This is a genomic window from Alcanivorax sp. DP30, from assembly GCF_009882945.1.
GTDB lineage: Bacteria > Pseudomonadota > Gammaproteobacteria > Pseudomonadales > Alcanivoracaceae > Alcanivorax.
In genome coordinates, this window is sequence record NZ_WTUY01000002.1 from 774582 (window position 1) to 796554 (window position 21973).

22 protein-coding genes are annotated in these 21973 nt (G+C 57.5%); 6 read left to right on the forward strand and 16 right to left on the reverse strand.

The window, feature by feature from the left end; genetic code table 11:
• The first annotated feature begins 188 nt into the window (after nucleotides 1-188).
• Together mfd and GQF00_RS04160 are read left to right on the forward strand one after the other, a co-directional pair.
• Nucleotides 189-3659: a transcription-repair coupling factor gene (gene mfd / locus GQF00_RS04155; protein WP_161317862.1), complete on the forward strand. Its 3471-nt coding sequence runs from the start codon at nucleotides 189-191 to the stop codon at nucleotides 3657-3659.
• 279 nt (nucleotides 3660-3938) lie between these two features.
• Entirely contained in the window at nucleotides 3939-4532 is a 594-nt protein-coding gene (locus GQF00_RS04160; RefSeq protein ID WP_161317863.1) for a CsiV family protein, read from the forward strand.
• Between the two features lie 155 nt (nucleotides 4533-4687).
• Here GQF00_RS04160 and GQF00_RS04165 read toward each other — a convergent pair whose 3' ends face one another.
• The 4 genes from GQF00_RS04165 to GQF00_RS04180 form a co-directional block, all read right to left on the reverse strand.
• Nucleotides 4688-4966 carry a hypothetical protein gene (locus GQF00_RS04165; RefSeq protein ID WP_161317864.1) on the reverse strand — a complete coding sequence of 93 codons (279 nt, stop codon included), beginning with the start codon at nucleotides 4964-4966 and terminating at the stop codon, nucleotides 4688-4690.
• A gap of 150 nt (nucleotides 4967-5116) precedes the next feature.
• Nucleotides 5117-6829: an alpha/beta hydrolase gene (locus tag GQF00_RS04170; RefSeq protein ID WP_237440369.1), complete on the reverse strand. Its 1713-nt coding sequence runs from the start codon at nucleotides 6827-6829 to the stop codon at nucleotides 5117-5119.
• Nucleotides 6830-6944: 115 nt separating this feature from the next.
• Nucleotides 6945-7661 (reverse strand): YebC/PmpR family DNA-binding transcriptional regulator, encoded by a 717-nt coding sequence (locus GQF00_RS04175; RefSeq protein WP_161317865.1) that lies wholly within the window; start codon nucleotides 7659-7661, stop codon nucleotides 6945-6947.
• Nucleotides 7662-7784: 123 nt separating this feature from the next.
• Nucleotides 7785-8693, reverse strand: coding sequence for an oxidoreductase (locus GQF00_RS04180; RefSeq protein ID WP_161317866.1), 909 nt, complete (start codon nucleotides 8691-8693; stop codon nucleotides 7785-7787).
• Nucleotides 8694-8950: 257 nt separating this feature from the next.
• Between GQF00_RS04180 and GQF00_RS04185 the strand changes: the two genes are divergently transcribed.
• A complete protein-coding gene (locus tag GQF00_RS04185) occupies nucleotides 8951-9343 on the forward strand; it encodes a DUF4168 domain-containing protein (RefSeq protein WP_161317867.1) in 393 nt (130 codons plus the stop codon).
• Nucleotides 9344-9395: 52 nt separating this feature from the next.
• Here the strand turns inward: GQF00_RS04185 and GQF00_RS04190 are convergent, their stop codons facing one another.
• Entirely contained in the window at nucleotides 9396-10154 is a 759-nt protein-coding gene (locus GQF00_RS04190; protein ID WP_237440370.1) for a response regulator transcription factor, read from the reverse strand.
• A gap of 92 nt (nucleotides 10155-10246) precedes the next feature.
• Between GQF00_RS04190 and GQF00_RS04195 the strand changes: the two genes are divergently transcribed.
• Genes GQF00_RS04195 through GQF00_RS04205 form a run of 3 tightly spaced genes read left to right on the forward strand, consistent with a single transcriptional unit; the run spans nucleotide 10247 to nucleotide 12195 of the window.
• Nucleotides 10247-10852 carry a PepSY-associated TM helix domain-containing protein gene (locus tag GQF00_RS04195; protein WP_161317868.1) on the forward strand — a complete coding sequence of 202 codons (606 nt, stop codon included), beginning with the start codon at nucleotides 10247-10249 and terminating at the stop codon, nucleotides 10850-10852.
• 11 nt (nucleotides 10853-10863) lie between these two features.
• Nucleotides 10864-11352, forward strand: coding sequence for a DUF2271 domain-containing protein (locus GQF00_RS04200; RefSeq protein WP_161317869.1), 489 nt, complete (start codon nucleotides 10864-10866; stop codon nucleotides 11350-11352).
• A gap of 36 nt (nucleotides 11353-11388) precedes the next feature.
• Nucleotides 11389-12195 (forward strand): DUF4198 domain-containing protein, encoded by an 807-nt coding sequence (locus GQF00_RS04205; protein WP_202560337.1) that lies wholly within the window; start codon nucleotides 11389-11391, stop codon nucleotides 12193-12195.
• Nucleotides 12196-12281: 86 nt separating this feature from the next.
• Here GQF00_RS04205 and pdxJ read toward each other — a convergent pair whose 3' ends face one another.
• From pdxJ to GQF00_RS04260, 11 genes are all read right to left on the reverse strand, one after another.
• Complete coding sequence (pdxJ, locus tag GQF00_RS04210; protein WP_161317870.1) at nucleotides 12282-13013, reverse strand: pyridoxine 5'-phosphate synthase; 732 nt, start codon at nucleotides 13011-13013, stop codon at nucleotides 12282-12284.
• A 92-nt stretch (nucleotides 13014-13105) separates the two neighbouring features.
• Complete coding sequence (gene recO, locus GQF00_RS04215; protein ID WP_237440371.1) at nucleotides 13106-13780, reverse strand: DNA repair protein RecO; 675 nt, start codon at nucleotides 13778-13780, stop codon at nucleotides 13106-13108.
• Entirely contained in the window at nucleotides 13764-14678 is a 915-nt protein-coding gene (gene era, locus GQF00_RS04220; RefSeq protein ID WP_161317872.1) for a GTPase Era, read from the reverse strand. The genes recO and era overlap by 17 nt, the downstream gene beginning before the upstream one ends.
• The gene (rnc, locus tag GQF00_RS04225; RefSeq protein ID WP_202560381.1) at nucleotides 14671-15333 is read right to left on the reverse strand and encodes a ribonuclease III; all 663 of its coding nucleotides are present in this window, start codon (nucleotides 15331-15333) and stop codon (nucleotides 14671-14673) included. Before rnc ends, era begins: the two co-directional genes overlap by 8 nt.
• A 20-nt stretch (nucleotides 15334-15353) precedes the next feature.
• Nucleotides 15354-15734, reverse strand: coding sequence for a DUF4845 domain-containing protein (locus GQF00_RS04230; RefSeq protein ID WP_237440372.1), 381 nt, complete (start codon nucleotides 15732-15734; stop codon nucleotides 15354-15356).
• Between the two features lies 1 nt (nucleotide 15735).
• Nucleotides 15736-16527 carry a signal peptidase I gene (lepB, locus tag GQF00_RS04235; protein ID WP_161317874.1) on the reverse strand — a complete coding sequence of 264 codons (792 nt, stop codon included), beginning with the start codon at nucleotides 16525-16527 and terminating at the stop codon, nucleotides 15736-15738.
• Nucleotides 16527-18326, reverse strand: a complete 1800-nt coding sequence (lepA, locus tag GQF00_RS04240) for a translation elongation factor 4 (RefSeq protein ID WP_161317875.1) — start codon at nucleotides 18324-18326, stop codon at nucleotides 16527-16529. The genes lepB and lepA overlap by 1 nt, the downstream gene beginning before the upstream one ends.
• A gap of 182 nt (nucleotides 18327-18508) precedes the next feature.
• Nucleotides 18509-19945, reverse strand: a complete 1437-nt coding sequence (locus tag GQF00_RS04245; protein WP_202560338.1) for a DegQ family serine endoprotease — start codon at nucleotides 19943-19945, stop codon at nucleotides 18509-18511.
• Between the two features lie 10 nt (nucleotides 19946-19955).
• Nucleotides 19956-20435 (reverse strand): SoxR reducing system RseC family protein, encoded by a 480-nt coding sequence (locus GQF00_RS04250; protein ID WP_161317876.1) that lies wholly within the window; start codon nucleotides 20433-20435, stop codon nucleotides 19956-19958.
• Nucleotides 20435-21400 carry a MucB/RseB C-terminal domain-containing protein gene (locus GQF00_RS04255; RefSeq protein WP_161317877.1) on the reverse strand — a complete coding sequence of 322 codons (966 nt, stop codon included), beginning with the start codon at nucleotides 21398-21400 and terminating at the stop codon, nucleotides 20435-20437. Before GQF00_RS04255 ends, GQF00_RS04250 begins: the two co-directional genes overlap by 1 nt.
• Before the next feature lie 3 nt (nucleotides 21401-21403).
• Nucleotides 21404-21973 (reverse strand): sigma-E factor negative regulatory protein, encoded by a 570-nt coding sequence (locus GQF00_RS04260; RefSeq protein WP_161317878.1) that lies wholly within the window; start codon nucleotides 21971-21973, stop codon nucleotides 21404-21406.

Consider the following 21973-nt stretch of genomic DNA (forward strand, 5'->3'; position numbering starts at 1 on the left):
CCGCGCCGCAGCGCGGGCTATCGTTACCACAGCCCCATCAGCGCGAAGCACCTCGCCTTTCAAGACACGACAAACCATCCCCGTGTTGCAGCTTGTAGCTTGAAGCTTGCTCCTCCATGGCCCCTTGACGCCGGCACGGCTACAATACGCTGCCTTAATCCCCAGCGAACAGCAGGAACCGGGACTGAATGAAGTTACTCCCCGACAGCAACCTCTTCCCCAGTGGACGTGAACATTTCAAGGACTGGTCCGGCCTCGATGCAGGCAGCATGGCCGCGGTACTGGCCGAGCTGGCGCGCAGTCAGGATCATCTCTTTGTAGTACTGGCGCCCAACACCGGGCGCGCCCAGCAGATTGCGGACTCCCTGAGTTTCTATCTTGCCGGCAGCGGCACCACCGTCATGCTGTTCCCGGACTGGGAAACCCTGCCCTACGATCACTTCAGCCCACACCAGGACATCATCAGCGACCGTATCCGCGTACTGCACCAGCTACCCACCACCCACAAGGGTATTCTGGTGGTGCCGGTGAACACCCTGATGCAACGTCTGGCGCCGCCACTGCATGTCACCGGCAACAGCTTCCTGCTCAAGGTCGGCGACCTGTTTGATATGGAAGCCACCCGCGGCAGGCTGGTGGCCTCCGGGTACCGGCAACGAGACAACGTTTACGAGCACGGCGAGTTCGCCGTGCGCGGTGCCATCATGGACATCTATCCCATGGGGGCCATCCAGCCGTTCCGCATCGAACTGTTCGATGATGAAATTGAATCCCTTCGCCTTTTTGAGGCAGAGAGCCAGCGCTCCACCGGCAAGGTTGACGACATCACCCTGCTGCCGGCGGCAGAGTTCCCGCTCAGCGCCGAAGGTATCGCCCGCTTCCGCAGCAACTTTCGCGACACCTTCGATGTGGACACCCGCCACGTGCCGCTCTACCAGGATGTCACCGACGGACTGGCCGCCCCCGGGCTGGAATACTATCTGCCCCTTTTCTTTGACCATATGGCCACGCTCTTTGATTACCTGCCAGACGATGTGCGACTGGTAGAGCTGGCGGATTGCCAGCCGGCCATCGAGCATTTCTTGGAGGATGTGGAGCAACGCTACGAATCCCGCCGCCATGACATCCACCGTCCCATTCTGGCTCCCTGGCAGCTTTACCTGCGGCCGGAAGAACTGGGCGCCGCGCTGAAGCAACATCCCCGGGCACGACAAAATGAAAGCAGCACAAACAATGAAGAGCGGGCCATCCGGTTCGATGTGGCCCCGATGCCTCCTCTCACCGCCGATGTGCGTGCCAGCAATCCCCTGGCGTTGCTGCACACCTTTTCCGACGCCCATCCGGATACCCGCATCCTGATCTGTGCAGAAACCGCAGGTCGCCGCGAAGCCCTGCTTGAGCTGATGCAGAAAATTCATATCCAGCCGGTGATGAAAGACAACTGGCCGGACTTTATCGCCGAACCCGCTCGCTGGAGTCTCACCCGCGGTGAACTGGATGCGGGCTTTTATGCCCCCGAACACCAACTGCTGGTGGTCACCGAAAACGACCTCTACGGTGAGCGGGTCTTGCAGCGCCGCCGCCGAAAATCCAGCAGTGACGACGGCGCCGCGGAGCAGGCCTTCCGTTCCCTTGGCGAGCTCACCGTGGGGTCTCCGGTGGTACATCTGGAACACGGGGTTGGCCGCTACCTGGGCCTGACCCACATGGAGGTGGACCGTCAGCAACACGAATTCCTGCTGCTGGAATACGCTGGAGGCGACAAGCTCTATGTGCCGGTCTCCTCACTCCATCTCATCAGCCGCTACGGCGGTGGAGACACCGCGCCACTCAACAAGCTCGGCACCGAACAGTGGAGCAAGGCGCGCCAGAAAGCAGCCGAAAAAATCCATGATGTGGCTGCCGAGTTACTCAACACCTATGCACGCCGTGAAGCTCGCCAGGGCCGCCAGTTCGATGTGGACATGAGCGACTACGAGCGTTTCAGCGCCGGGTTCCCGTTTGAAGAAACCCCGGACCAGCAGGCCGCCATCGCCGCTGTGGTGGCAGACATGCAGTCCAGCAATCCCATGGACCGACTGGTGTGCGGCGATGTGGGCTTCGGCAAGACCGAAGTGGCCATGCGCGCGGCTTTCGTGGCGGTAGAAAACCAGACTCAGGTGGCGGTGCTCGTGCCCACCACCCTGCTCGCCCAGCAGCATTATGAATCCTTCTCTGACCGCTTCGCCGACTGGCCGGTGAACATCGAAGTGCTGTCGCGCTTCCGCAGCGCCAAGGAAAAGACCCAGGTGCTGCAACGGCTCAAGGAAGGCAAGGTGGATATCCTTGTGGGCACCCATCAATTGCTGCAGGAAACCGTGGCATTCGACAATCTTGGCTTGATCATCGTGGACGAGGAGCACCGCTTCGGGGTGCGTCACAAGGAACGCCTCAAGCAAATGCGCGCCGAGTGCGACATTCTCACTCTTACCGCGACGCCAATCCCGCGGACGTTGAACATGGCCATGAGCGGCATGCGCGATATTTCCATCATCGCCACCCCGCCACAGAAACGCCTGTCCGTTAAAACCTTTGTGCAGCAACATAACGACACCGCCATCAAGGAAGCCCTGCTGCGGGAACTGCTCCGTGGTGGCCAGGTCTATTACCTGCACAACGACATCGACACCATGGAAAAGACCGCGGAAGACATCCGCAGACTGGTTCCAGATGCCCGCGTAGGGATTGCCCACGGTCAGATGCGCGAGCGGGAACTGGAAGCGGTGATGAGTGACTTCTATCACCGTCGCTTCAATGTGCTGGTCTGTACCACCATCGTGGAAACCGGTATTGATGTGCCGAGCGCCAACACCATTGTTATCGACCGGGCCGACAAGCTTGGCCTGGCCCAGCTGCACCAGCTCCGTGGCCGGGTGGGCCGCAGCCATCACCAGGCCTACGCCTACCTGATAACGCCAAGCCCCAAGGTGATGACCAAGGATGCACTCAAACGCCTGGAAGCCATTGAGCAAGCCACCGATCTCGGTGCAGGTTTCATGCTCGCCAGCCAGGATCTGGAAATTCGTGGTGCCGGAGAACTGCTGGGCGAGGAACAGCACGGCAACATCGAAACCATCGGTTTCAGCCTCTACATGGAAATGCTGGAGCAGGCCGTAGAAGCCCTGAAACGGGGTGAGCAACCGGACGTAGAGAAACCACTCAGCGGCGGACCGGAACTGAATTTGCGCATCCCGGCACTGATTCCCGAGGACTACCTGCCGGATGTCTTCAGTAGACTGACCCTGTACAAACGCATCGCCGGCTGCAAGACCCGCGACGGTCTCAGGGAGCTGCAGGTAGAAATGATCGACCGCTTCGGGCTGTTACCGGAACCGGTGAAAAACTTGTTTGCGGTCACCGAACTCCGGCAACAAGCCGACCGACTCGGCATCATTCGCCTGGACGCCCACGCCACTGGCGGCAAGGTGGAATTCGGCGAACGTACCCCGGTAGACCCGCTGACCATCGTCAAACTGGTTCAGTCCGGTCCCAACCGATTCAAGCTGGAAGGCGCCAACATGCTGCGATTCGTGGAAAGCAGTGAAACAGCTGAAGAGCGTATCGAAGCGGTGGAAGCCCTGCTGAAACGGCTGTCAGCGCAAAGCATTAAGAAGGACTAAGAGCGAGCTGAAAGTTCTAAGTTGAAATGCGGCCTGGTGTGGAGACAATCCGAACCCCTGTCTCCGCGCGCCAGTAACCGCAGGCGCGGACACGGCATTTATAGAACAGCAAACCCGATCCGTGCTTTTGAACTTTCAACTTTCAACTTTGAACTGAACCCGCTCCCCTCGTCACAATTTTCCCTCGCCGGCGGTTTTGCCCGGTGAATTAGGCAGCCAGAGTGGTATAGTTTGCATCGGTGTCAACGCCTGAACCTCAGGCGGCAAAAGGAGTTTTCAATGCGTCGAGCATTACTGTTGATGGTACTGGCCACAGCGGCCAATTCTGCCCTGGCAGCCGGCTGGTACAAGGTAGAGGTGCTGGTGTTTGCCCGTAACCATCCAGTTTCAGAGGAAATCTGGAATACCGCGCTACAGCCCCGTTACGCTAGCCAGTCCGTTACTATTGGCGCGCCGGAGCAAAGCGATCATGCCAACCCCGGCGATGTGGCCCGGGGCGCCTGGCAACCGCTCTCCGAGGAAGAGACCTCTCTGCAGTACATGATGGAACGCATGGCCAGCACCGGTGACTACCGCGAGCTTTACCACGCGGGCTGGCGCCAGACCATTGGCAACAAGGCTGATACCACCCCAGTGTATATTCGTGGCGGACAGACCATCACCACCGACGATGGCGAAGTCCCTGAACTGGAAGGCACCTTGCAATTCAGCGAATCCCGCTTTGTGCATGTGTCTCCACGCTTGTGGCTGAACACCGAAAACAACGGCGAACGCTTCTACGTAGACATCAGCGAAAGCCGCCGCCTCACCGGCAGCGACGTCTATTACTTCGACCATCCCATGTTCGGGATGCTGGTGCGCGTCACACGCTAGCGGGCTGCTTGCCAGATGCGGCAAAGCCAAAACGTTCATCTCCAAGCAGAAAAGAGCAGCCATTGCCTGCTTGTTTGAATCTTCTCTGACGCAGACCAGGTGCTTTAGCGACACAGATGAGCACCCGATTTGTTCCCCGAAGCCTGCCTGTCGCTTCAGCCCGCTGGCGGCCGGCAGCTCTGATGATTGAGCACCTTCACCGTATAACGCCCCTTGCGGTCGCACAGCATTACCACCTCTCCTTCTGACCTCATCGCCGCCGCACGTGCTTCTTCAAAATCCACATAGCGATGCGCCCAGGCCGGCGTTGCCACGTAGGCAGGAACCGCCAGTGGGGCAGGAACGGACCCGTGGCTGCGAAACTCACCGGTGCGGCTGTCACGTACCACATAGCCAAGAAAGTGGTCCTGATTGCGAGAAAGGTTCTGTTCCATGGTGCGGTCCTCAGCGCAGCGAATGTGGAGGTATCTTCGCTCTGACTGAAACTGCCGGGCTTGACCTCCGTCAAGACAACCGCATGTGTCACAAAAAACGAGGTATCTCAGGCGTTCACGCTAAACCGCCTTGAAAACAAAGATTGACGGCTAGAGCGCCAGCAGTTCGGTGAGAAAGTCCTGCCACAGATCATAGATCAGGAAATGCCCCAGATCAGGGAAAGAGCGGAAACGGACATTGGGGATTTCCGCGGCCAGACTGCGAGCGCCATCAATGGAAACAATGCCATCAGTCTCACCGTGCCACTGCAATACCGGGATCTGGATCTTGCCCGGATCCACCCCCAGCGGCCGCAGATGGTTCAGGTACTCTTCCATCATCACCCGCGCCCCCTGGAAATGGCTGCGATGGGTGCGGCGAATGGTGCGGGCAAGATAATCGGGGTTGTCAAAGAAGGCCTTGTCAGCACTGGATAAACCGCGAGCCAGCATCCGGTAAAACTTTTCCGGCGCTTTCTGTACGCCCCGCACCCCCAGCTTGCCAATCAGCATGAACAAGCGTGGATCACGACGGGAAATCTGTACGCACATGCGATGCAACGGATCCAGCTTGTCCACTTCGAAGTGTTCGATAGCCAGTGTAGTGCCCAGCAACCCCAGACACGAAAAACTGTCCGGATACTGAACCGCAGCACACAGAGCATAGGGCCCACCGCCACAATAAGCGGCGAGAGCCGGCTTGCTGATCTTCAGATGCTCGCAAAGAAACAGGATATCCTTGCCAAAATCCTGAAACTGAAAATTTGCCTTGTAAGTCGAAATACCATAGCCCGGCCGAACAACCATGATTACCCGCAAGCCCTTCTCACGGTACCAGGCATCGAACATGGAATGATCGGGCATGGAAGCACCCTGATTTTCCAGGGAAATCACCGGCCGTCCCTGCGGGTCACCATACTCATACCAGCTCAACACCCGGCCATCCGGCAGGGTCACCGTCTGTTCTTCGTCGTCATCCACATCCTTGGGGAGTCGGGCGACCTGCGCCAGAGCATGCCCCATGGCATGGCTGACCAGCTGCACCTGACTTGAGGCACCGACTTTGCCCATGATCGACTTCAGCTGGGAGCGTGCCGTACTGATCTTGATATTCAGCAGCTGGGCACATTGCTGAAGGTTGCCTATCTTGCAGAGCAAATGCAGGAGGCGGGATTCTGCCTCGGTGATACTGAAAAGCGAGCGCAGCAATTCCGGTGACGGGGTCACGACACTGTGGCCATCCAGCACCCAGACAATGGTGCGAACCAGACTGATCGGCCCCGGCGCATCAGACTTTCGCACCGGAAGACAAAGCAGTGAAATGCCGTTTTCCGGAGAGGCAAGCAACTGTGGTCCGCGCCCATCGGCCAGCTGGTTGACCCGCTCAAGGGATTTTTTCAGCTGACGGTCCTGAAATACCAGCTCTCGATCAGTCCTCAGGCGGACCGGTCCATCAACCAGCACCTGGCGTGCCACTGCATTGCATTCCAGCACATGCAGATTTTCACCCAACATGAGCATCGGCCAGGGCATCTGGTTGTACATGGCATTAAGCACACTGGTCCGGTCTTCCAGCGCATGCATATAGGAGCTGGAACGAACGGCACGCTCCAGATGCTCAACCAGCGCGTCCACTTCTGAGTGCTGCTGGGCGGGAAGATCCTGATTAGGACGCCCTCCGCCAGCTCTGCTTTCGTGAGTCACTGCAGCCGGTGCCGAGGAATCCGTCCAGCCGGCCATCGTACCAAGCAGATCCACCCAGTCACCTGGTGACAGTGCCGTCTCATAGATCTTGCCGATCACCTCGTGTTCGTCGCGCTTCAAGGAACCCCCTGCCAATCAATAATGATCATGGTTTTTCACAGGAAAATACGGCAAACAATCCGCAACCGGCACATAAACCCAAACACCGCCACCAGGGAGCGCTGGCGGCAATAAATCACAGCTCCACGTTGTGATAGACGTTTTGTACATCGTCCAAATCGTTGAGCATGGCCAGAAATTTCTCAAACAGCTCCCGATCATCCCCTTCCACCGTGGTGTAGGCATGGGGAATAAACTGGATCTCTTCCACTTCGAAATCGATGCCTTCAAATGCCTCGGTGAGCGCCTGACGGGCCTTGGCGAATTCGGTATTGGGCGTGAAGACAGTGATCATGCCGTCTTCACTTTCCACATCAGTCAAATCCACGTCGGCTTCCATCAGCGCTTCCAGTACGCTGTCTTCATCCTCACCGGCAAAGCGGAAAATGGCAGCGTGGTCGAACATATGCGCCACGGTGCCCTGGGTGCCGATCTTGCACTTGGTCTTGGTGAAAGCCACCCGCACATCGCCGAAGGTACGGTTGGGATTATCGGTGAGGCATTCGATGATGGCCATGGAGCCACCCGGGCCATAGCCTTCGTAACGGGCAGGTGCAAAGTCTTCACCGCCCGCACCACTGGCCTTGTCCAGCGCCTTCTCGATTACATGGGAAGGAACCTGATCCTTCTTGGCACGTTCAATCATGCTGCGCAGAGTCAGATTGGCGGACGGATCGGTCCCTCCGGACTTGGCGCAGACGTAGATCTCACGGCCATAGCGGCTATACACCTTGGCCTTCATGTCCGAGGTTTTGGCCATGGACTCTTTGCGGTTCTGAAAGGCGCGCCCCATAGTCTTGCTGCTCCGAATGTGAATGGAAGAGACAAATTCTAGGGGAAAACCGCCCATTTACCTATGCCAGAAAGCGGCATTCACCATCCCGGCTGCCTGATTCGGCCCCCCCCCCCGCCGAGCTTAGCCATTCAAATAGCGAACACCGGTTAGCGCTTCAGACGCATCCCAGAGACGTTGCGCCACTTGCCGGTTTGAGGCAATCCGCCGGGCATAGGAACGGGCGGGGTAGCCTCGCAGCTCAAAGAGCCGCCCATCCGGGCCGTAATAGCCTCCAGGCTCTACCCCATCGCTGGTGGCCGCCATGACGCCAGGCAAACAGCCCATGCTGGCTGATTGAGCCATCATCTTGTTGAAGATCTGCCCACCGAGCATGGTGTCCTGCAGGTGTGTGGCCGAGTACCCCGGATGAGCCGCAAACGCCTCAATTCTGGAGCCCGCCTCCTGCAAGCGGCGGCTCAAATCCCGGGCAAACACCAGGTTGGCCAGCTTGCTTTGACCATAAAATGCCCACCGTGAATACCCTTTTTCTGCGTTCAGGTTGTCCCAGTAAAACTTGCCAATGCGATGCATGACGCTGGAAATCTGTACCACCCGGGGGGCTGGCGCCTTCTCCAGAATTTCCAGCAACTGCCCCGTGAGCGCAAAGTGCCCCAGATGATTTGTCCCGAACTGCATCTCGAAGCCGTCTTTGGTGCGTTGCAGAGGCGGCGCCATCAGGCCAGCGTTGTTCAGCAGTACATCGATCTTGTGAAACCTGTCTTTCACCGCTTTTGCAAATGCACCAATGGAATCCAGATCGGCCAGATCCAGCGGCATGATAACCAGATTCGCCTGAGGTGTTGCCTGCCGCACCTGCCCGGCTGCATCTTCTGCCTTGGCCGTGTTGCGGCATGCCATGATTGCCTCGGCACCGTTGGCGGCAAACAGTTTCACTGCTTCCAGACCAATGCCACTGTTGGCCCCTGTCACCAGAATGGTCTTGCCCCTCAGATCAGGAATCAATCCCGGATGCCAGTTAGACCGCCCCATTGCGTTTCTCCTTGTAAAATCCTGTTGGCATCCATCTTGCGCCGTCACAGCCCCTGATGGGATGACCCAAATTGCTTTATCGCTGGTTCACCGGGCAAGGAAAGGTACAGGGCGAGCATTTAGTGACCCTTGTCACAACTCGCTTTTTTTGCTGGCTGACGAGGAACTTCAGTAGCCAGACCTGTCCCACGAAACAGGCGCCCCTTAAAACGGGCAAATGTCGCGCTTCGTTACCGGGGCGCAACGGGAGAACCTAAATGAAGAAGACAACCATTCTGCTCGCCTCACTCGTCACCGCCACTCTTGGCCTGGCAGGACCGGCAGCCGCACAGCAACCACCGGAAAAGCAACACTCCCTGGTTGCCCCCAGTCAAGCGGCCCTCCCCAGTGCCGAAGATTTTTCCCAACAGCAGCTTGAGAGATTCGTCGACACCCAGAAACAAATGGGACAGATTCAGCAGGAATATTCACGAAAACTTCAGGACCATCAGGACAAACCTGAACAGGCCATGACAATAAAGAAAGAAGCGCAGCAGGCGCTGGCTTCAGCCGTGCAGGAAAGCGGCCTGAAAGTGCAAACCTATAACCAGATCATTCGTCTGGCACAGCAGGATGCCGACTTCCGCGCGCGTCTTCAGGGTATGATGTAAACCCATGACCAGCGCTGACATCACAGCGCTGGTCACCTTTTCACAAGCCAGCCTATGACATTTCCAACGTGTAACCCTGGCCCCAAACCGTGCGAAGCGGCGAACCGGGCACCGCTGCCTTTTTCAGTTTTCTGCGCAGGTTACTGACATGCAGATCAAGACTGCGATCATGTCTCCCGCAATCCCGGCAGAGCACTGCCTGATAGAGAAAACGCTTGCTCAATACCTGTTGTGGGTGCTCAAGCAGTACTTTCAGCAAGCGACCTTCTGTACTGGTCAGGCCAAGCGTGACACCTCGATAGCTGAACTGTTCCCCGTCAACGGATAACTGCCAATCGCCCTGTTTCTGAAGCGCAAGCCCTGGTTGACGTCCCAGCTTCACACGCCTGAGTAAAACCAGAATTCTTACCCAGAGTTCCTGCTGGCTGAATGGTCTGGGGAGATAGTCATCCGCACCTGCCAGTAAGGTTGCGATTCGAGCCTGCTCGTCAGTGTGGGCTGATAGCGCAATCACGGGGGCCGTACTGATCTTGCGCAAGGCCACCAGCAAATCAGCCCCAGCCATCGGCAAGTGCCCATCCAGGTCCAGCAAGATCAGGTCAAAGTCCACCCTGGCGGATTCCGATAGCGCCATCGCCGCGTCCTGAAAGGCCGTTATGGCAACGGCCCCATCGACCAACTCTGTATCCAACTCACTTCTCTCCCCCATAAGCAGAAGATGCGGAGCAAAGGCATGAACATTACTCATCCGCAAATAGTAATCATTATCATGTGTATTTAAAACCTTAAGATTACACAATTCCCATCGCAAGCAGGGTCCTTACATTCTTTACAGTTCCTCCTCTACCCAAAGATAACAATTCTCATTACGATTCCGGGCTTCATGCTGCCGTGAGCCACACCGTGAATAAAAAACGCAAGGCCTTCTTGCTGAAACAACTCCACCAATGGCACTGGGTAAGCTCTGCGCTTTGCCTGATTAGTCTGATGCTATTCAGCGCCACGGGGATCACTCTCAATCATGCGGCTGACATTCCGGCCAGTCCCAAGCGGACCCTCCATGAAGGCCGGCTTCCGGCTCCACTGACCCATAACCTGCAAAAAACAGGTCAAGGCCCTCTCCCAGCCAACATTCGTGACTGGCTGAATCATCAATGGGGACTAGGTATCGGGGAGGAGTCTGCGGAATGGAGCAGTGACGAAATCTACTTGGCCCTGCCCCGGCCGGGCGGGGACGCCTGGCTGGCCATTGACCGCATGGATGGACAGGTTGAAGCGGAAATCACTGACCGTGGCTGGATCGCGTTCTTCAACGACCTCCACAAAGGCCGCAATACCGGTGCGGCCTGGGCCTGGTTTATCGATATTTTTGCCGTGGCCAGTCTGCTTTTTGCCTTCACTGGGCTGGGACTGATGGTGCTGCACGCCAAACGCCGCCCGGCCACCTGGCCGGTCACGCTTGCGGGGCTGGTTCTGCCCTGGCTACTCATCATTTTCTTCATGCATTAAAGGAAATCACCATGCGTGTACTTCTGACTGCTTGTCTTGCCCTGCTCGCGGGGCAAAGTTTTTCGGCCAGTTTCCAGGTTGACGTGGAAGTGCAACGGCTGCGGGTTGCCGAATACCACTCGCCCTATGTGGCCTTCTGGGTAGAAAACCCGGACCGCTCCACCATTCTGCCCCTTGGGCTGTGGTACGACGATCAGGAGAAATGGCTCAAGGATATCCGCCAGTGGTGGCGCCGCACCGGCCGCAGCCAATCCAGTCCCTACGATGGCCTGACTGGCGCTACCCGTCCGCCGGGTAAGCACAGCATTAATTTTGGTGAACTGGATGGCCTGCAGACACTGCCAGCCGGTGAATACACGCTGGTGGTAGAGGCCGCCCGAGAGGTGGGTGGTCGTGAAGTCCTCCGCCTGCCCTTCACATGGCCAGCTCAGGAGCCCCAGACACAACAGGCTGACGGAAATAACGAATTGGGATCGGTCACTCTGACCATTGATCCCTGATATCGAAGTAAACATACCCCCGTAAAGGAGAGTCGAATGCATTCCCTGTCCAGAAACGTTGTCATGGTTGCCCTGCTGGCTGCTACCCTGCCCGCCCACGCACACAAGCTGTGGTTACTGCCCAGCCATACCGCCGTTTCCGAACCTCAGTGGGTTACCGTGGACGCCAGCATTTCCAATGAGATTTTCGGTTTTGAAAGAGCGTATCCCGTTGAGAGTGTTGTTGTAACCGGGCCAGACGGCAAGGCTGCCACCGTTGAGAACATCGCAGCCATGCACACGCGCAGCGTGTTTGATGTCAGGCTGGAACAGGAAGGCAGCTATCGCATTGCCGTCGCCAAGCCCGGCTTCTTCCTGATGTACGAGGTGGACGGAGAGCGCAAGCGTGCCCGGGGCGATGATGCCGACAAGATGCTCAGCGCCCTGCCCGACAACGCAAGCAACATCAGGATCATGGAATCACATAACAGACTGGAAACCATCGTCACCCTGGGCGCCCCCAACAGCGAGCCGCTCAGACCATCCGGCAAGGGGCTCGAAATCCAATTCCTGACCCACCCCAATGATCTGTACGCGGGCGAGACGGCCAAATGGCGATTACTGGTGGACGGCAAACCTGCCAAGGGGCTGAAGGTGGAACTGGTGCCCGGCGGTACGCGGTACCGAGACAGCCAGCACGACTGGAGTGCCACCAGTGACAAGGAAGGCATGGTGGAAATCCGCTGGCCTTCTGCCGGGCGCTATTTCCTTCAGGCTGGCACCTCCGACAAGAAAACCAGCCACAAGAAAGCTGACGAACGCCGGCTGCAATACCTGGGGACATTTGAAGTCTTGCCAATGTAGAACACCAAACGCCAGATGCTGAGCGCCTGACGTAAAAAAGCGCCGTATTCGAACGAATACGGCGCTTTATCTTCCGGCCTCCAGCGTCAGGCGTTCAAACTATCCATCAGATCCCGCATGTCTTTCACCGCCTGATGCAGGCCGCTGATCACCGCCCGGGCGATGATGCCGTGGCCAATATTCAGCTCGTTCATGCCCGGGATAGCCGCAATCGGCAAGGTGTTATGGTAATGCAGCCCGTGCCCCGCATTGACAACCAGACCCAGCTCAAGTGCCAGCGCCGTGGCTTCACGAATACGCTCCAGTTCCTTTTGCTGCGCTGCAGGGGTTGCTGCATCGGCATAATGGCCAGTATGAATTTCAATGGTGGGAGCGCCACACTCAACGGCCGCACGGATCTGTGCCGCATCAGCATCGATAAACAGTGACACGTCTATCCCTGCATCTCCAAGCCGCTTGCAGCACTGCGCTATCCATTCCTGATTTCCCACCACATCCAGGCCACCTTCGGTGGTCAGTTCTTCCCGCTTTTCCGGCACCAGACAGCAATGGGGTGGCTTGATGCGCGTGGCGATAGTGACCATTTCTTCTGTGGCGGCCATTTCCAGATTCATGCGCGTCTGCAAGGTCTGCGCCAGCAGCTCCACGTCACGGTCATTGATATGCCGGCGATCTTCACGCAGATGAACAGTAATCCCGTCCGCCCCCGCCTGCTCCGCCACCAGTGCAGCCTGTACCGGCTCCGGGTAACGGGTACCCCGCGCCTGGCGCAGGGTGGCAACGTGATCGATGTTAACGCCGAGGAGGACTCTGGACATGAAATTCACCTTAGAACGCTTTTATTAGGCCCGGCATGCGCGGACTCTCGGAATATTTCTTTAGCTTCTGGCTCACAGCCCGTAGCTGATTGTCACTTCTCCCGGAACAACTCGCGGCTCTTCAGGGGCTTGTCGCCCAGATGCGGTGCCAGCAAGGCTCGGCATAACTGCCTGGCTGTTCGGCGTGTGTCCGGTTGCCAATCACCGTTGAGCATGGCCAACAGATCCGAGCCCGGGTAGCCCTGGCTGGCAGCCAGCAAACCCTGCTCCGGATCCAGCTGATAGTAGCAGTCCGGGCGCACCGGCTCGCCCTGAATATCGTGCCCCAGATCAATACCGTAGCCCAACTCTTCCAGCAGGCCGGTCTCGAATTGCCGCAACACCACATCCAGTATCTCGCCATGTTGCAGGGCTTCAAGGGTATGCTCGTAAAGAGGCCACAGATCCGGATGAGGGTCATCACGATGGAGCAGCCGTGTCAGCAGCTCGTTGACATAAAAACCGCAGTACAGCGCCTTTCCCTGCAGGCTCATTGCCGGCGCGCGGGGCTCACAGCCTCGCAGGGAATACATTTCACCTGACGCTTTGAGCTCCACCAGCAAGGGCCGAAAAGGTGACAGGCAGGGATCCTTGCGCCCGCCCCTGACAACCGCTCCGACACGCCCCAGTTGTGGCACAAACAGCTCAACAATCAGACTGGTATTACGAAAAGGCCGGCGATGCAACAGCCAGGCGGGTTGTAGCCCCTGATCAGTGCGGCTCATCATAGCCGAGGGAACGCAGGGCCCGCGCATCATCAGACCAGCCGGCCTTGATCTTCACCCACAGATTGAGCATGACCCGGCGTTCAATCAATCGTTCGATATCTTCCCGAGCCTGGGTGCCAATCTGTTTGATCCGGTCGCCCTTGTCACCAATCAGGATCTTTTTCTGGCCACGTCGCTCTACCAGGATTGCGGCCGAAATATCAGTGACTCGCGGCCCGTCTTCCCACAGCTCCACTTCCACGCTGACCTGGTGGGGAACTTCCTGGCCCAGCTGACGCACCACCTTCTCACGGATGATTTCTGCCACCATGAATCGCAGGCTACGATCCGTCAGCTGATCCTCGTCATACCAGAAATCCCCCTCCGGCAGACGCGCAACCAGGGCCTTCTCCAGTTCATCCAGGTTCTGCTCCTTCAGGGCAGACACAGGAACCACAGCATCAAAGGGGTAGCGGGCAGTCAAGCTCTCGATGTAAGGCAGCAATTCCGCCTTGTCTTCAAGGTTGTCTACCTTGTTGATGATCAGCAGCACCGGCACATCCGGTTTGCCAGGCAGCAGTGACAGCACATGCTCATCGCCAGGCGTCCATTTCAGGCCATCTACCATCATGCACACCACATCCACACCGCTTAGCGTGGAAACCGCCGCGTCATTCATTGCACGGTTCAAAGCCCGGTCCTGTCCGGTATGGATACCTGGCGTGTCAGCAAACACGATCTGAAAGTTATCCCGGGTATGAATCCCATGGATACGATGACGGGTCGTCTGGGGCTTGCGGGAGGTAATACTCACCTTTTGCCCGATCAGGTGGTTCATCAGTGTCGACTTGCCCACGTTGGGGCGGCCCACAATGGAAACCATCCCACAACGGGTAGGCGTTTTGGTTTGATCAGTCATACTGCTGCTCCAGCCAGGTCAACGCGTCTGCCGCCGCCTGCTGCTCTGCCTTACGGCGGCTGGCCCCCTGGGCCACGAAGGTTTGCTGCATCTGTTCCAGCTCACAGGTGACATCAAAGGTCTGCTTTGGCGCCAACCCCTCCACCCGGGTCACCTGGTAGGTCGGCAGTTCAAATTTGCGAGCCTGCAACCATTCCTGCAAACGGGTCTTGGCATCTTTCTGTGCATTCTGCGGATTGGTGGCCTCAAGGCGCTCAGCAAACCAGTTCAGCACCATCTTGCGGCATGCCTCTTCACCGCCATCCAGCAGCGTGGCTCCGATGATCGCCTCCAGGGCATCAGCAAGAATGGAATCACGCCGATACCCCCCACTTTTCAATTCGCCTCCCCCGAGAAGGAGGTGCTCACCAAGGCCAAGCTCCCGCCCCACTTGTGCCAGTGTCTGGCCACGAACCAGCGACGCCCGCATACGGGTAAGCTGCCCTTCTGCGGCATCCGGAAACTGTTCAAACAGGGCGACCGAAATTATCTGGCCAAGCTGGGCATCACCGAGGAACTCGAGCCGCTCATAGTTGCGGTGGCGGCTGACACTGCGGTGAGTCAGGGCCAGCGCCAGAAGCTCTTGATCTTTGAACTGATACCCCAGGCGGGGCATCAGGCGGTCCAGATTCTGGGTCACTGGCGCACGTCTTTACTGAACTCTTTCTTGAAGGTCATGACGATGCTCACGTTATAGAACATGGGCTCACGAACTTCGTAGTCGATCTCGGCTTTGAGCAGTGCCCCTTCCTTGTAAATTTCCACATCATCTGACGTAATCACTTTAACCTGATTAAGCATGAAGCGTTTGCGAATCCCTTCCCTGACTTCACCCGGGGACATCATCGCCGCCCTGCTGTCCTGCAGCGTGGTGCGGATAGTAGTGGCAACGGTGTTGTATTCCATATAAGCCGGCACCATCCGAAATGCGGCAGTTCCAAGAATCACCACAACGATCAGGATCACCATCCAGCTGATCAGGGAAAGTCCACGTTGCCGAGAGGGCATTGTCATCATTTTAATTCGCCTCCACCTTGTCTATGGCGCCATTTCGGGAAAAGCTGGGCAGTGACAAAACCGGCTTCCAGTGCATCCAGATCAGGAAGGCTTCACCCATCACCAGCCCTTCCGGCACTATACCCCAAACCCGGCTATCGTTGCTGTTGTCGCGGTTATCACCCATCACGAAGTAAGCCTTTTCCGGCACGGTCCACTCGCCATCAATGCTCATATTGGAGACTTTCTTTCCAGTGAACGGATTGACCTTGCCTTCCTGCCAGATGAAGTGATCTACCCCTCCGAGGGTTTCAATATACTCAGATTGCCAGTAACGGCCATTATCCACTTCACGAACCACATTACGGGATACCAGCTCATCGTTGATGAACAAACGGTTATCACGAATCCTGATTTTATCCCCAGGCAGGCCAACGACCCGCTTGATGAAATTCTGGTTCCGGTTCTCAGGGAACTTGAACACCATGACATCGCCACGCTCCGGCTCGCCGGTTTCAATGATCTTGGTATTGGTTACCGGCAGGCGCAGCCCATAGGCAAATTTGTTGACCAGTATAAAGTCGTTTACCTGCAGCGTTGGCAGCATGGAACCTGACGGAATAGTGAAAGGTTCTACAATAAACGAGCGAATCACCAGCACCACAAAGAAAACCGAAATCAGGGAGTTGGAGGTTTCAACGGCACTGCCAACCGCGCCCCCTTTCTGCTTCAGCTTGAGTGCCCGGTCCACACACCACACCACCACCGTAATCAGCAGCGCAAGGGACAGCCAGAAGCCAATATCAATATCCATTAATCATCCACCTTGAGCACAGCCAGGAAGGCTTCCTGTGGTATCTCCACATTACCGACCTGCTTCATCCGCTTTTTACCTTCTTTCTGCTTCTGGAGCAGTTTCTTCTTACGGGAAACATCACCGCCGTAACATTTTGCGGTCACGTTCTTGCGCAGCGCCTTCACGGTCTGGCGGGCAATAATCTTGCTGCCAATGGCGGCCTGGATCGCCACATCGAACATCTGTCGCGGCACCAGCTCTTTCATCTTTTCGCACAGGGCACGGCCGCGATAGGCAGATTGATCCAGATGACAGATCATGGCCAGGGCATCCACCTTGTCACCATTGATCAACACATCCACACGCACCAGCTTGGTGGCTTCGAAACGCTCAAAAGCGTAGTCCATGGACGCAAAGCCCCGGCTTACCGACTTGATGCGATCGAAGAAGTCGAGCACCACTTCGGCCATGGGAATGTCATAGGTCAACGCGACCTGCTTGCCCAGATACTGCATATTGATCTGGGCACCGCGGCGCTCAACACAGAGGGTGATCACATTGCCCACATATTCCTGGGGTACCAGGATATTCACCCGGGCAATGGGCTCGCGGAATTCCTCGATCTTGTTGCCTTCCGGCAGTTTGGACGGATTGTCCACGTGAATCGTCTCACCGTCAGACAGCAGAAGTTCATACACTACCGTCGGAGCCGTGGTGATCAGATCCAGATCGTATTCTCGCTCCAGACGCTCCTGGATAATTTCCATGTGCAACATGCCCAGGAAACCGACGCGGAAACCAAAGCCCAGAGCATCAGAGGTCTCTGGTTCGAAGAACAGGGAGGCATCATTGAGGGTCAGTTTGGCAAGCGCATCGCGGAAATCTTCATAGTCATCCGCACTCACCGGAAACATGCCCGCATAAACCTGTGGCTTGACCTTTTTGAACCCGGGCAGAGCCTCTACATTCGGGGTCTTGGACAGCGTCAGTGTGTCCCCCACCGGGGCACCATGAATGTCCTTGATGCTGCCACTCACCCAGCCCACTTCCCCGGCTTCAAGGTGCTTTGTCTCGGTGCGCTTGGGGGTAAAGATACCCAGCTGATCGACCACATGGGTCTGCCCGGTGGATTTAACCAGGATCTTGTCCCCTTTCTTGAGAACGCCTTCCTTCACACGGACCAGAGAGATAACGCCAAGGTAATTATCGAACCAGGAGTCGATGATCAACGCCTGCAGGTCCGTATCACGGCGCCCTTCCGGGGCGGGGATTCGTTCCACCAGCTGTTCCAGCAACTCATCGATGCCGACACCGGTCTTGGCAGACACGCGGCAGGCATCGTGGGCATCCAGACCGATAATTTCCTCGATCTCGTTGATCACCATATCTGGCTCGGCCTGGGGCAGATCGATCTTGTTCAGCACCGGCAGCACTTCCAGATCCTGCTCGATGGCGGTATAGCAATTGGCCACCGACTGGGCTTCCACACCCTGAGCCGCATCAACGACCAGCAAGGCCCCTTCACAGGCTGAGAGGGAGCGGGATACCTCGTAAGAGAAATCCACATGGCCGGGGGTATCGATGAAATTCAGCTGGTAGGTCTCACCATCACGGGCCTTGTAATAGAGCGTCACGCTCTGTGCCTTGATGGTAATGCCACGCTCCCGCTCCAATTCCATGGAATCCAGCACCTGCTCCTTGAGCTCACGCTCGGAGAGTCCGCCACAGACCTGAATAAAACGGTCTGCCAGAGTGGATTTGCCATGATCGATATGAGCGATGATGGAGAAGTTGCGAATATTCGAGATGTCAGTCATAGGGCCTGTAAGCAATCAGTCGCTGCCGCACCGGCCCTGACAGAACAGGGCCTTACACCACCGAAGTACCAGTGGCACCAGAAATCAGAAAACGGCAAACAAGGGCCGCGATTCTAGCGGATAACAGGGGGCAGTTGCACGGTACAGCCATACTGCACCGTGAAATTCTGCCCCCAAACGCCCTATTTCAGCTTAAGAGCCAGGAAACGGGGGTTCCCATCCCTGTTGATCAGCGCGGCAACCGTGCCTGTTTCCGGCAAGCTGGCCACTGCCTCAGCAAAACGCTCAGGGCTTTCCATGGGAATATTGTTCAGCGTAACCAGCAGATCCCCGGTGACAATCCCGGCCTCCCTGGCGGGCCCTTCCTTCACATCGGTGACGACAACGCCGGCCTTCAGCCCAAACTTCGCCAGCTCCGCCTCGGAGGCCGTCCGCACCTGCAAGCCAAGGGCATCCGCACCCTCCTGACCCGGCTCAGCGCCGCCGCGCATGGCCAGCGCGGGATCATCCGGCAACAGACCGATAGTCACGGTCAGGCTCTCTTCCTCACCGTCACGAATCACTGTCAGATCGGCATCCTCACCCGGTTTCACCAGCCCCACCCAACGGGGCAACTCGGAAGAGCGGTAAATCGCCTCGCCGTTAAACCCGGTAATGATATCGCCCGGCTGCACCCCTGCCTCTTCGGCTGGGGACCCTTTCAGCACCTGCGACACCAAGGCGCCACGAGGCTGATCCAGACCAAACGACTCAGCCAGATCACGGTCCACTTCCTGAATCAGCACACCCAGCCAGCCCCGGCTGACTTTGCCGTGTTCCTTGATCTGGGACACCACATCCATGGCCATATCAATGGGGATAGCAAAACTCACGCCCATATAGCCACCGGAGCGGCTAAAAATCTGGGAGTTGATACCGACCACTTCACCGCTCAGGTTAAACAGGGGCCCCCCGCTGTTGCCGGGATTGATTGCCACATCCGTCTGAATGAACGGCACATAGCTGTCGCTGGGCAGACTCCGCCCCTTGGCACTGACAATACCGGCTGTCACGCTGCTGTCGAATCCAAACGGAGCACCAATCGCCAACACCCACTCACCCACTTTCAGGTTGGCCGAAGAACCGATATCCGCCACCGGCAGGTCTTCAGCCTCCACCTTCAGCAAGGCGATGTCACTCTGTTCGTCGGCACCGATCAGCTCAGCCTTCAGCTCACGTCGATCCTGCAGACGCACCATGATTTCGTCGGCTTCAGCCACCACATGATTGTTGGTCAGTACATAACCATCAGTGGAGATCAGAAAGCCGGATCCCAGAGAACGGGCTTCCCGTTCCTGCGGCACGGAAGGCATTCCCTCCCCGCCGAACTGCTCAAAGAACTTGCGGAAAAACTCCGGAACCTGCTCCAGCTGATCACTAAGATCACCCTGCTCCTGATGGGTTACGGTGCTGATATTGACCACCGCCGGGCCTTCCTTCTCCACTAACAGGGTAAAGTCCGGCAGACCAGTAACCAGTGGCGCGGGGCGTTCAGCATCGGAGGAGGAATCGGAGCAGCCAGCCAAAAAACTGATTACCACCATCAGCCAGAACACGGCCACAGGGCGCAATCTTCGCATGGAGTTCTCCTTATTTTTTTACGGGTTGGACCTGAATCACCTGGCACTCATCATCCCCTGATGACACCAGAGCAGGTTGATATGCCTGATTATGGCCACTTCGGCGACTCAAAACACGATTAATCACGAAGCCAGCCAACAAGCCACCCATGCCCAGCAGCGCCGAGGCATCAATGGCCGTAACAGGAAGAGAGGCACCGAGCAGCGCCCCCAGAAAAAGCAGTAGCAGTGGCAAACCGTAGACCCACAGCGCACCACGCATGAGGGCACCTTCCGGTAGCCCCAGAGTGACAGAATCACCGACCTGATATTGGGATGCGGCACTCACCGGCACCCGTAAGCGCGCCCGTTGACCGGATTGTTGCTGGTTGATGAGGTGATGCCCGCAGGCCGATTTGGCCTTGCAGGCTCCGCAGGTTGAGGCACGGACTGTCTCTACCCAGACCGCATCCGGGGCCACAGCCACTACCACTCCCTGCTCGTATATCATCAGTGGCGTGCGTCCCTGACGCTAACACCCTGGATGACACGCTCGGCGGTGGACTGGGGAACTTCGCCAACCAGCGTAATGAGGTACGCTCCGCTGGGCGCGGTCAGACGGCGGCTTACTGCCACCGTTGGCCCCACTCGGCTTACGCCTTCTTCCACGGCGCCCTCGCCCACGGTTTCAACAAATACCGTAAAGGCCGCCAGACCGTCGGAATACCCTTGGGCAGCCACGGGCTTGCGTTTACCATCGCCACTGCGCCAATCCTGGTCCGCAGCCACAAACCCTGCAGGCAACCAGTCTGTTTCCACTCGCATGTGGCTGGCCTCGTGGCCCTGCCCCAGAGGCTGCAGCTTGCTCTCGCTCAGCGATGCAGGAATATCAAAATGCGCCAGGGATAGCCCCGGCGCCAGATCCAGGCTGACAAACTCAACCCGTTCCAGCGCCACGCCGCTGCCATCCACCACTTCAGACTTGAGCAGCAAACTGGATTCCTTGTCCATCCACAGACGATAGCCATAACGGTGGGTGTCCAGCGGTGCTACACGTACCCGGGTCGCCTGACGACCGGCAACGCGCCCATCACCATCCACCAGAATGTTGTACTGATCCGGCACATCATCAGCAAGACGCTGGGCAAGGGCCATCGGCCCCGCCTGCCCCTTTCGCATCCGGGTCAGACTACGATCCGGATGCACACAGATCACCTCGTCTCCCCGGCGGAGCACTTCCACCAGACGACCATCAAGGTGAGTCAATCGCTGATATTCATGGCCATCGATCACCGCGTGGCTCACTTCCATGGTGCTCACTTCTGCACCGAACTGGTAAAGAAAGCGACCGCTGTATTCGAGGGATCTGTTGGCCTGGGACATGGCCTGGAGCTGGGCGTGCGCCGGCGATTCTTCCGCCGGCGCCATCAGAGGGGCAAGTAGGGACAGGGAAAAGGCTAGAGCACGCAACTTCATCCGTTATTTGGCTCCGCTACGGGCATCCATACTGACCAGGCGAGCAAAAGGCATCATGCCCTGGCCACTATTACGCGCGGCGAAATCGCTGTGTCGCAACAGCATTTCATTAACCCGCGGCGATGTCGTCACCGGCGTTGTCGCTGTAGCGCTGGTACCGAAGGACTGAGACACCAGCGATGCCTCGGCAAAAGGACGGTTCAAACGGGAGTCCTGGGCAGCCGCCAGCGCAGGCGTAACATCACCGGCTCCACCGATATTGCCTTCCCAGGTCTGCCAGCCCACCACGGTAGCGGCAGCCACAGAAGCCGCCACTGCCAGACGAGCCATGCCTCCCAGCCAGGCCGGCCGTTTTGCCGGCGCACCTTCAGCAGATAGCGCCGCAGACAGGCTGGCATTGAAATCCACTGGCACCTTCATGGTGGAATGCCCCTGCAACACATCCTGTGCGAGCTGCCAGCGAGACAATGTCTCCAGCTCCGACTCGTCGATATCACGCATCACACGACGGGTTTCCAGCTCGCTGGTTTCTCCGTCAAGGAAGGCAGATAGCGTTTCCAAATCCCTGTTCAT

Excerpts from the sequence above, each read along its gene's own strand:
- mfd (WP_161317862.1), top strand. The coding sequence starts at position 189 with ATGAAGTTACTCCCCGACAGCAACCTCTTCCCCAGTGGACGTGAACAT.
- GQF00_RS04160 (WP_161317863.1), top strand. The coding sequence starts at position 3,939 with ATGCGTCGAGCATTACTGTTGATGGTACTGGCCACAGCGGCCAATTCT.
- GQF00_RS04165 (WP_161317864.1), bottom strand. The coding sequence starts at position 4,966 with ATGGAACAGAACCTTTCTCGCAATCAGGACCACTTTCTTGGCTATGTG.
- GQF00_RS04175 (WP_161317865.1), bottom strand. The coding sequence starts at position 7,661 with ATGGGGCGCGCCTTTCAGAACCGCAAAGAGTCCATGGCCAAAACCTCG.
- GQF00_RS04180 (WP_161317866.1), bottom strand. The coding sequence starts at position 8,693 with ATGGGGCGGTCTAACTGGCATCCGGGATTGATTCCTGATCTGAGGGGC.
- GQF00_RS04185 (WP_161317867.1), top strand. The coding sequence starts at position 8,951 with ATGAAGAAGACAACCATTCTGCTCGCCTCACTCGTCACCGCCACTCTT.
- GQF00_RS04200 (WP_161317869.1), top strand. The coding sequence starts at position 10,864 with ATGCGTGTACTTCTGACTGCTTGTCTTGCCCTGCTCGCGGGGCAAAGT.
- GQF00_RS04205 (WP_202560337.1), top strand. The coding sequence starts at position 11,389 with ATGCATTCCCTGTCCAGAAACGTTGTCATGGTTGCCCTGCTGGCTGCT.
- pdxJ (WP_161317870.1), bottom strand. The coding sequence starts at position 13,013 with ATGTCCAGAGTCCTCCTCGGCGTTAACATCGATCACGTTGCCACCCTG.
- recO (WP_237440371.1), bottom strand. The coding sequence starts at position 13,780 with ATGATGAGCCGCACTGATCAGGGGCTACAACCCGCCTGGCTGTTGCAT.
- era (WP_161317872.1), bottom strand. The coding sequence starts at position 14,678 with ATGACTGATCAAACCAAAACGCCTACCCGTTGTGGGATGGTTTCCATT.
- rnc (WP_202560381.1), bottom strand. The coding sequence starts at position 15,333 with ATGCCCCGCCTGGGGTATCAGTTCAAAGATCAAGAGCTTCTGGCGCTG.
- GQF00_RS04230 (WP_237440372.1), bottom strand. The coding sequence starts at position 15,734 with ATGATGACAATGCCCTCTCGGCAACGTGGACTTTCCCTGATCAGCTGG.
- lepB (WP_161317874.1), bottom strand. The coding sequence starts at position 16,527 with ATGGATATTGATATTGGCTTCTGGCTGTCCCTTGCGCTGCTGATTACG.
- lepA (WP_161317875.1), bottom strand. The coding sequence starts at position 18,326 with ATGACTGACATCTCGAATATTCGCAACTTCTCCATCATCGCTCATATC.
- GQF00_RS04245 (WP_202560338.1), bottom strand. The coding sequence starts at position 19,945 with ATGCGAAGATTGCGCCCTGTGGCCGTGTTCTGGCTGATGGTGGTAATC.
- GQF00_RS04250 (WP_161317876.1), bottom strand. The coding sequence starts at position 20,435 with ATGATATACGAGCAGGGAGTGGTAGTGGCTGTGGCCCCGGATGCGGTC.
- GQF00_RS04255 (WP_161317877.1), bottom strand. The coding sequence starts at position 21,400 with ATGAAGTTGCGTGCTCTAGCCTTTTCCCTGTCCCTACTTGCCCCTCTG.
- GQF00_RS04260 (WP_161317878.1), bottom strand. The coding sequence starts at position 21,973 with ATGAACAGGGATTTGGAAACGCTATCTGCCTTCCTTGACGGAGAAACC.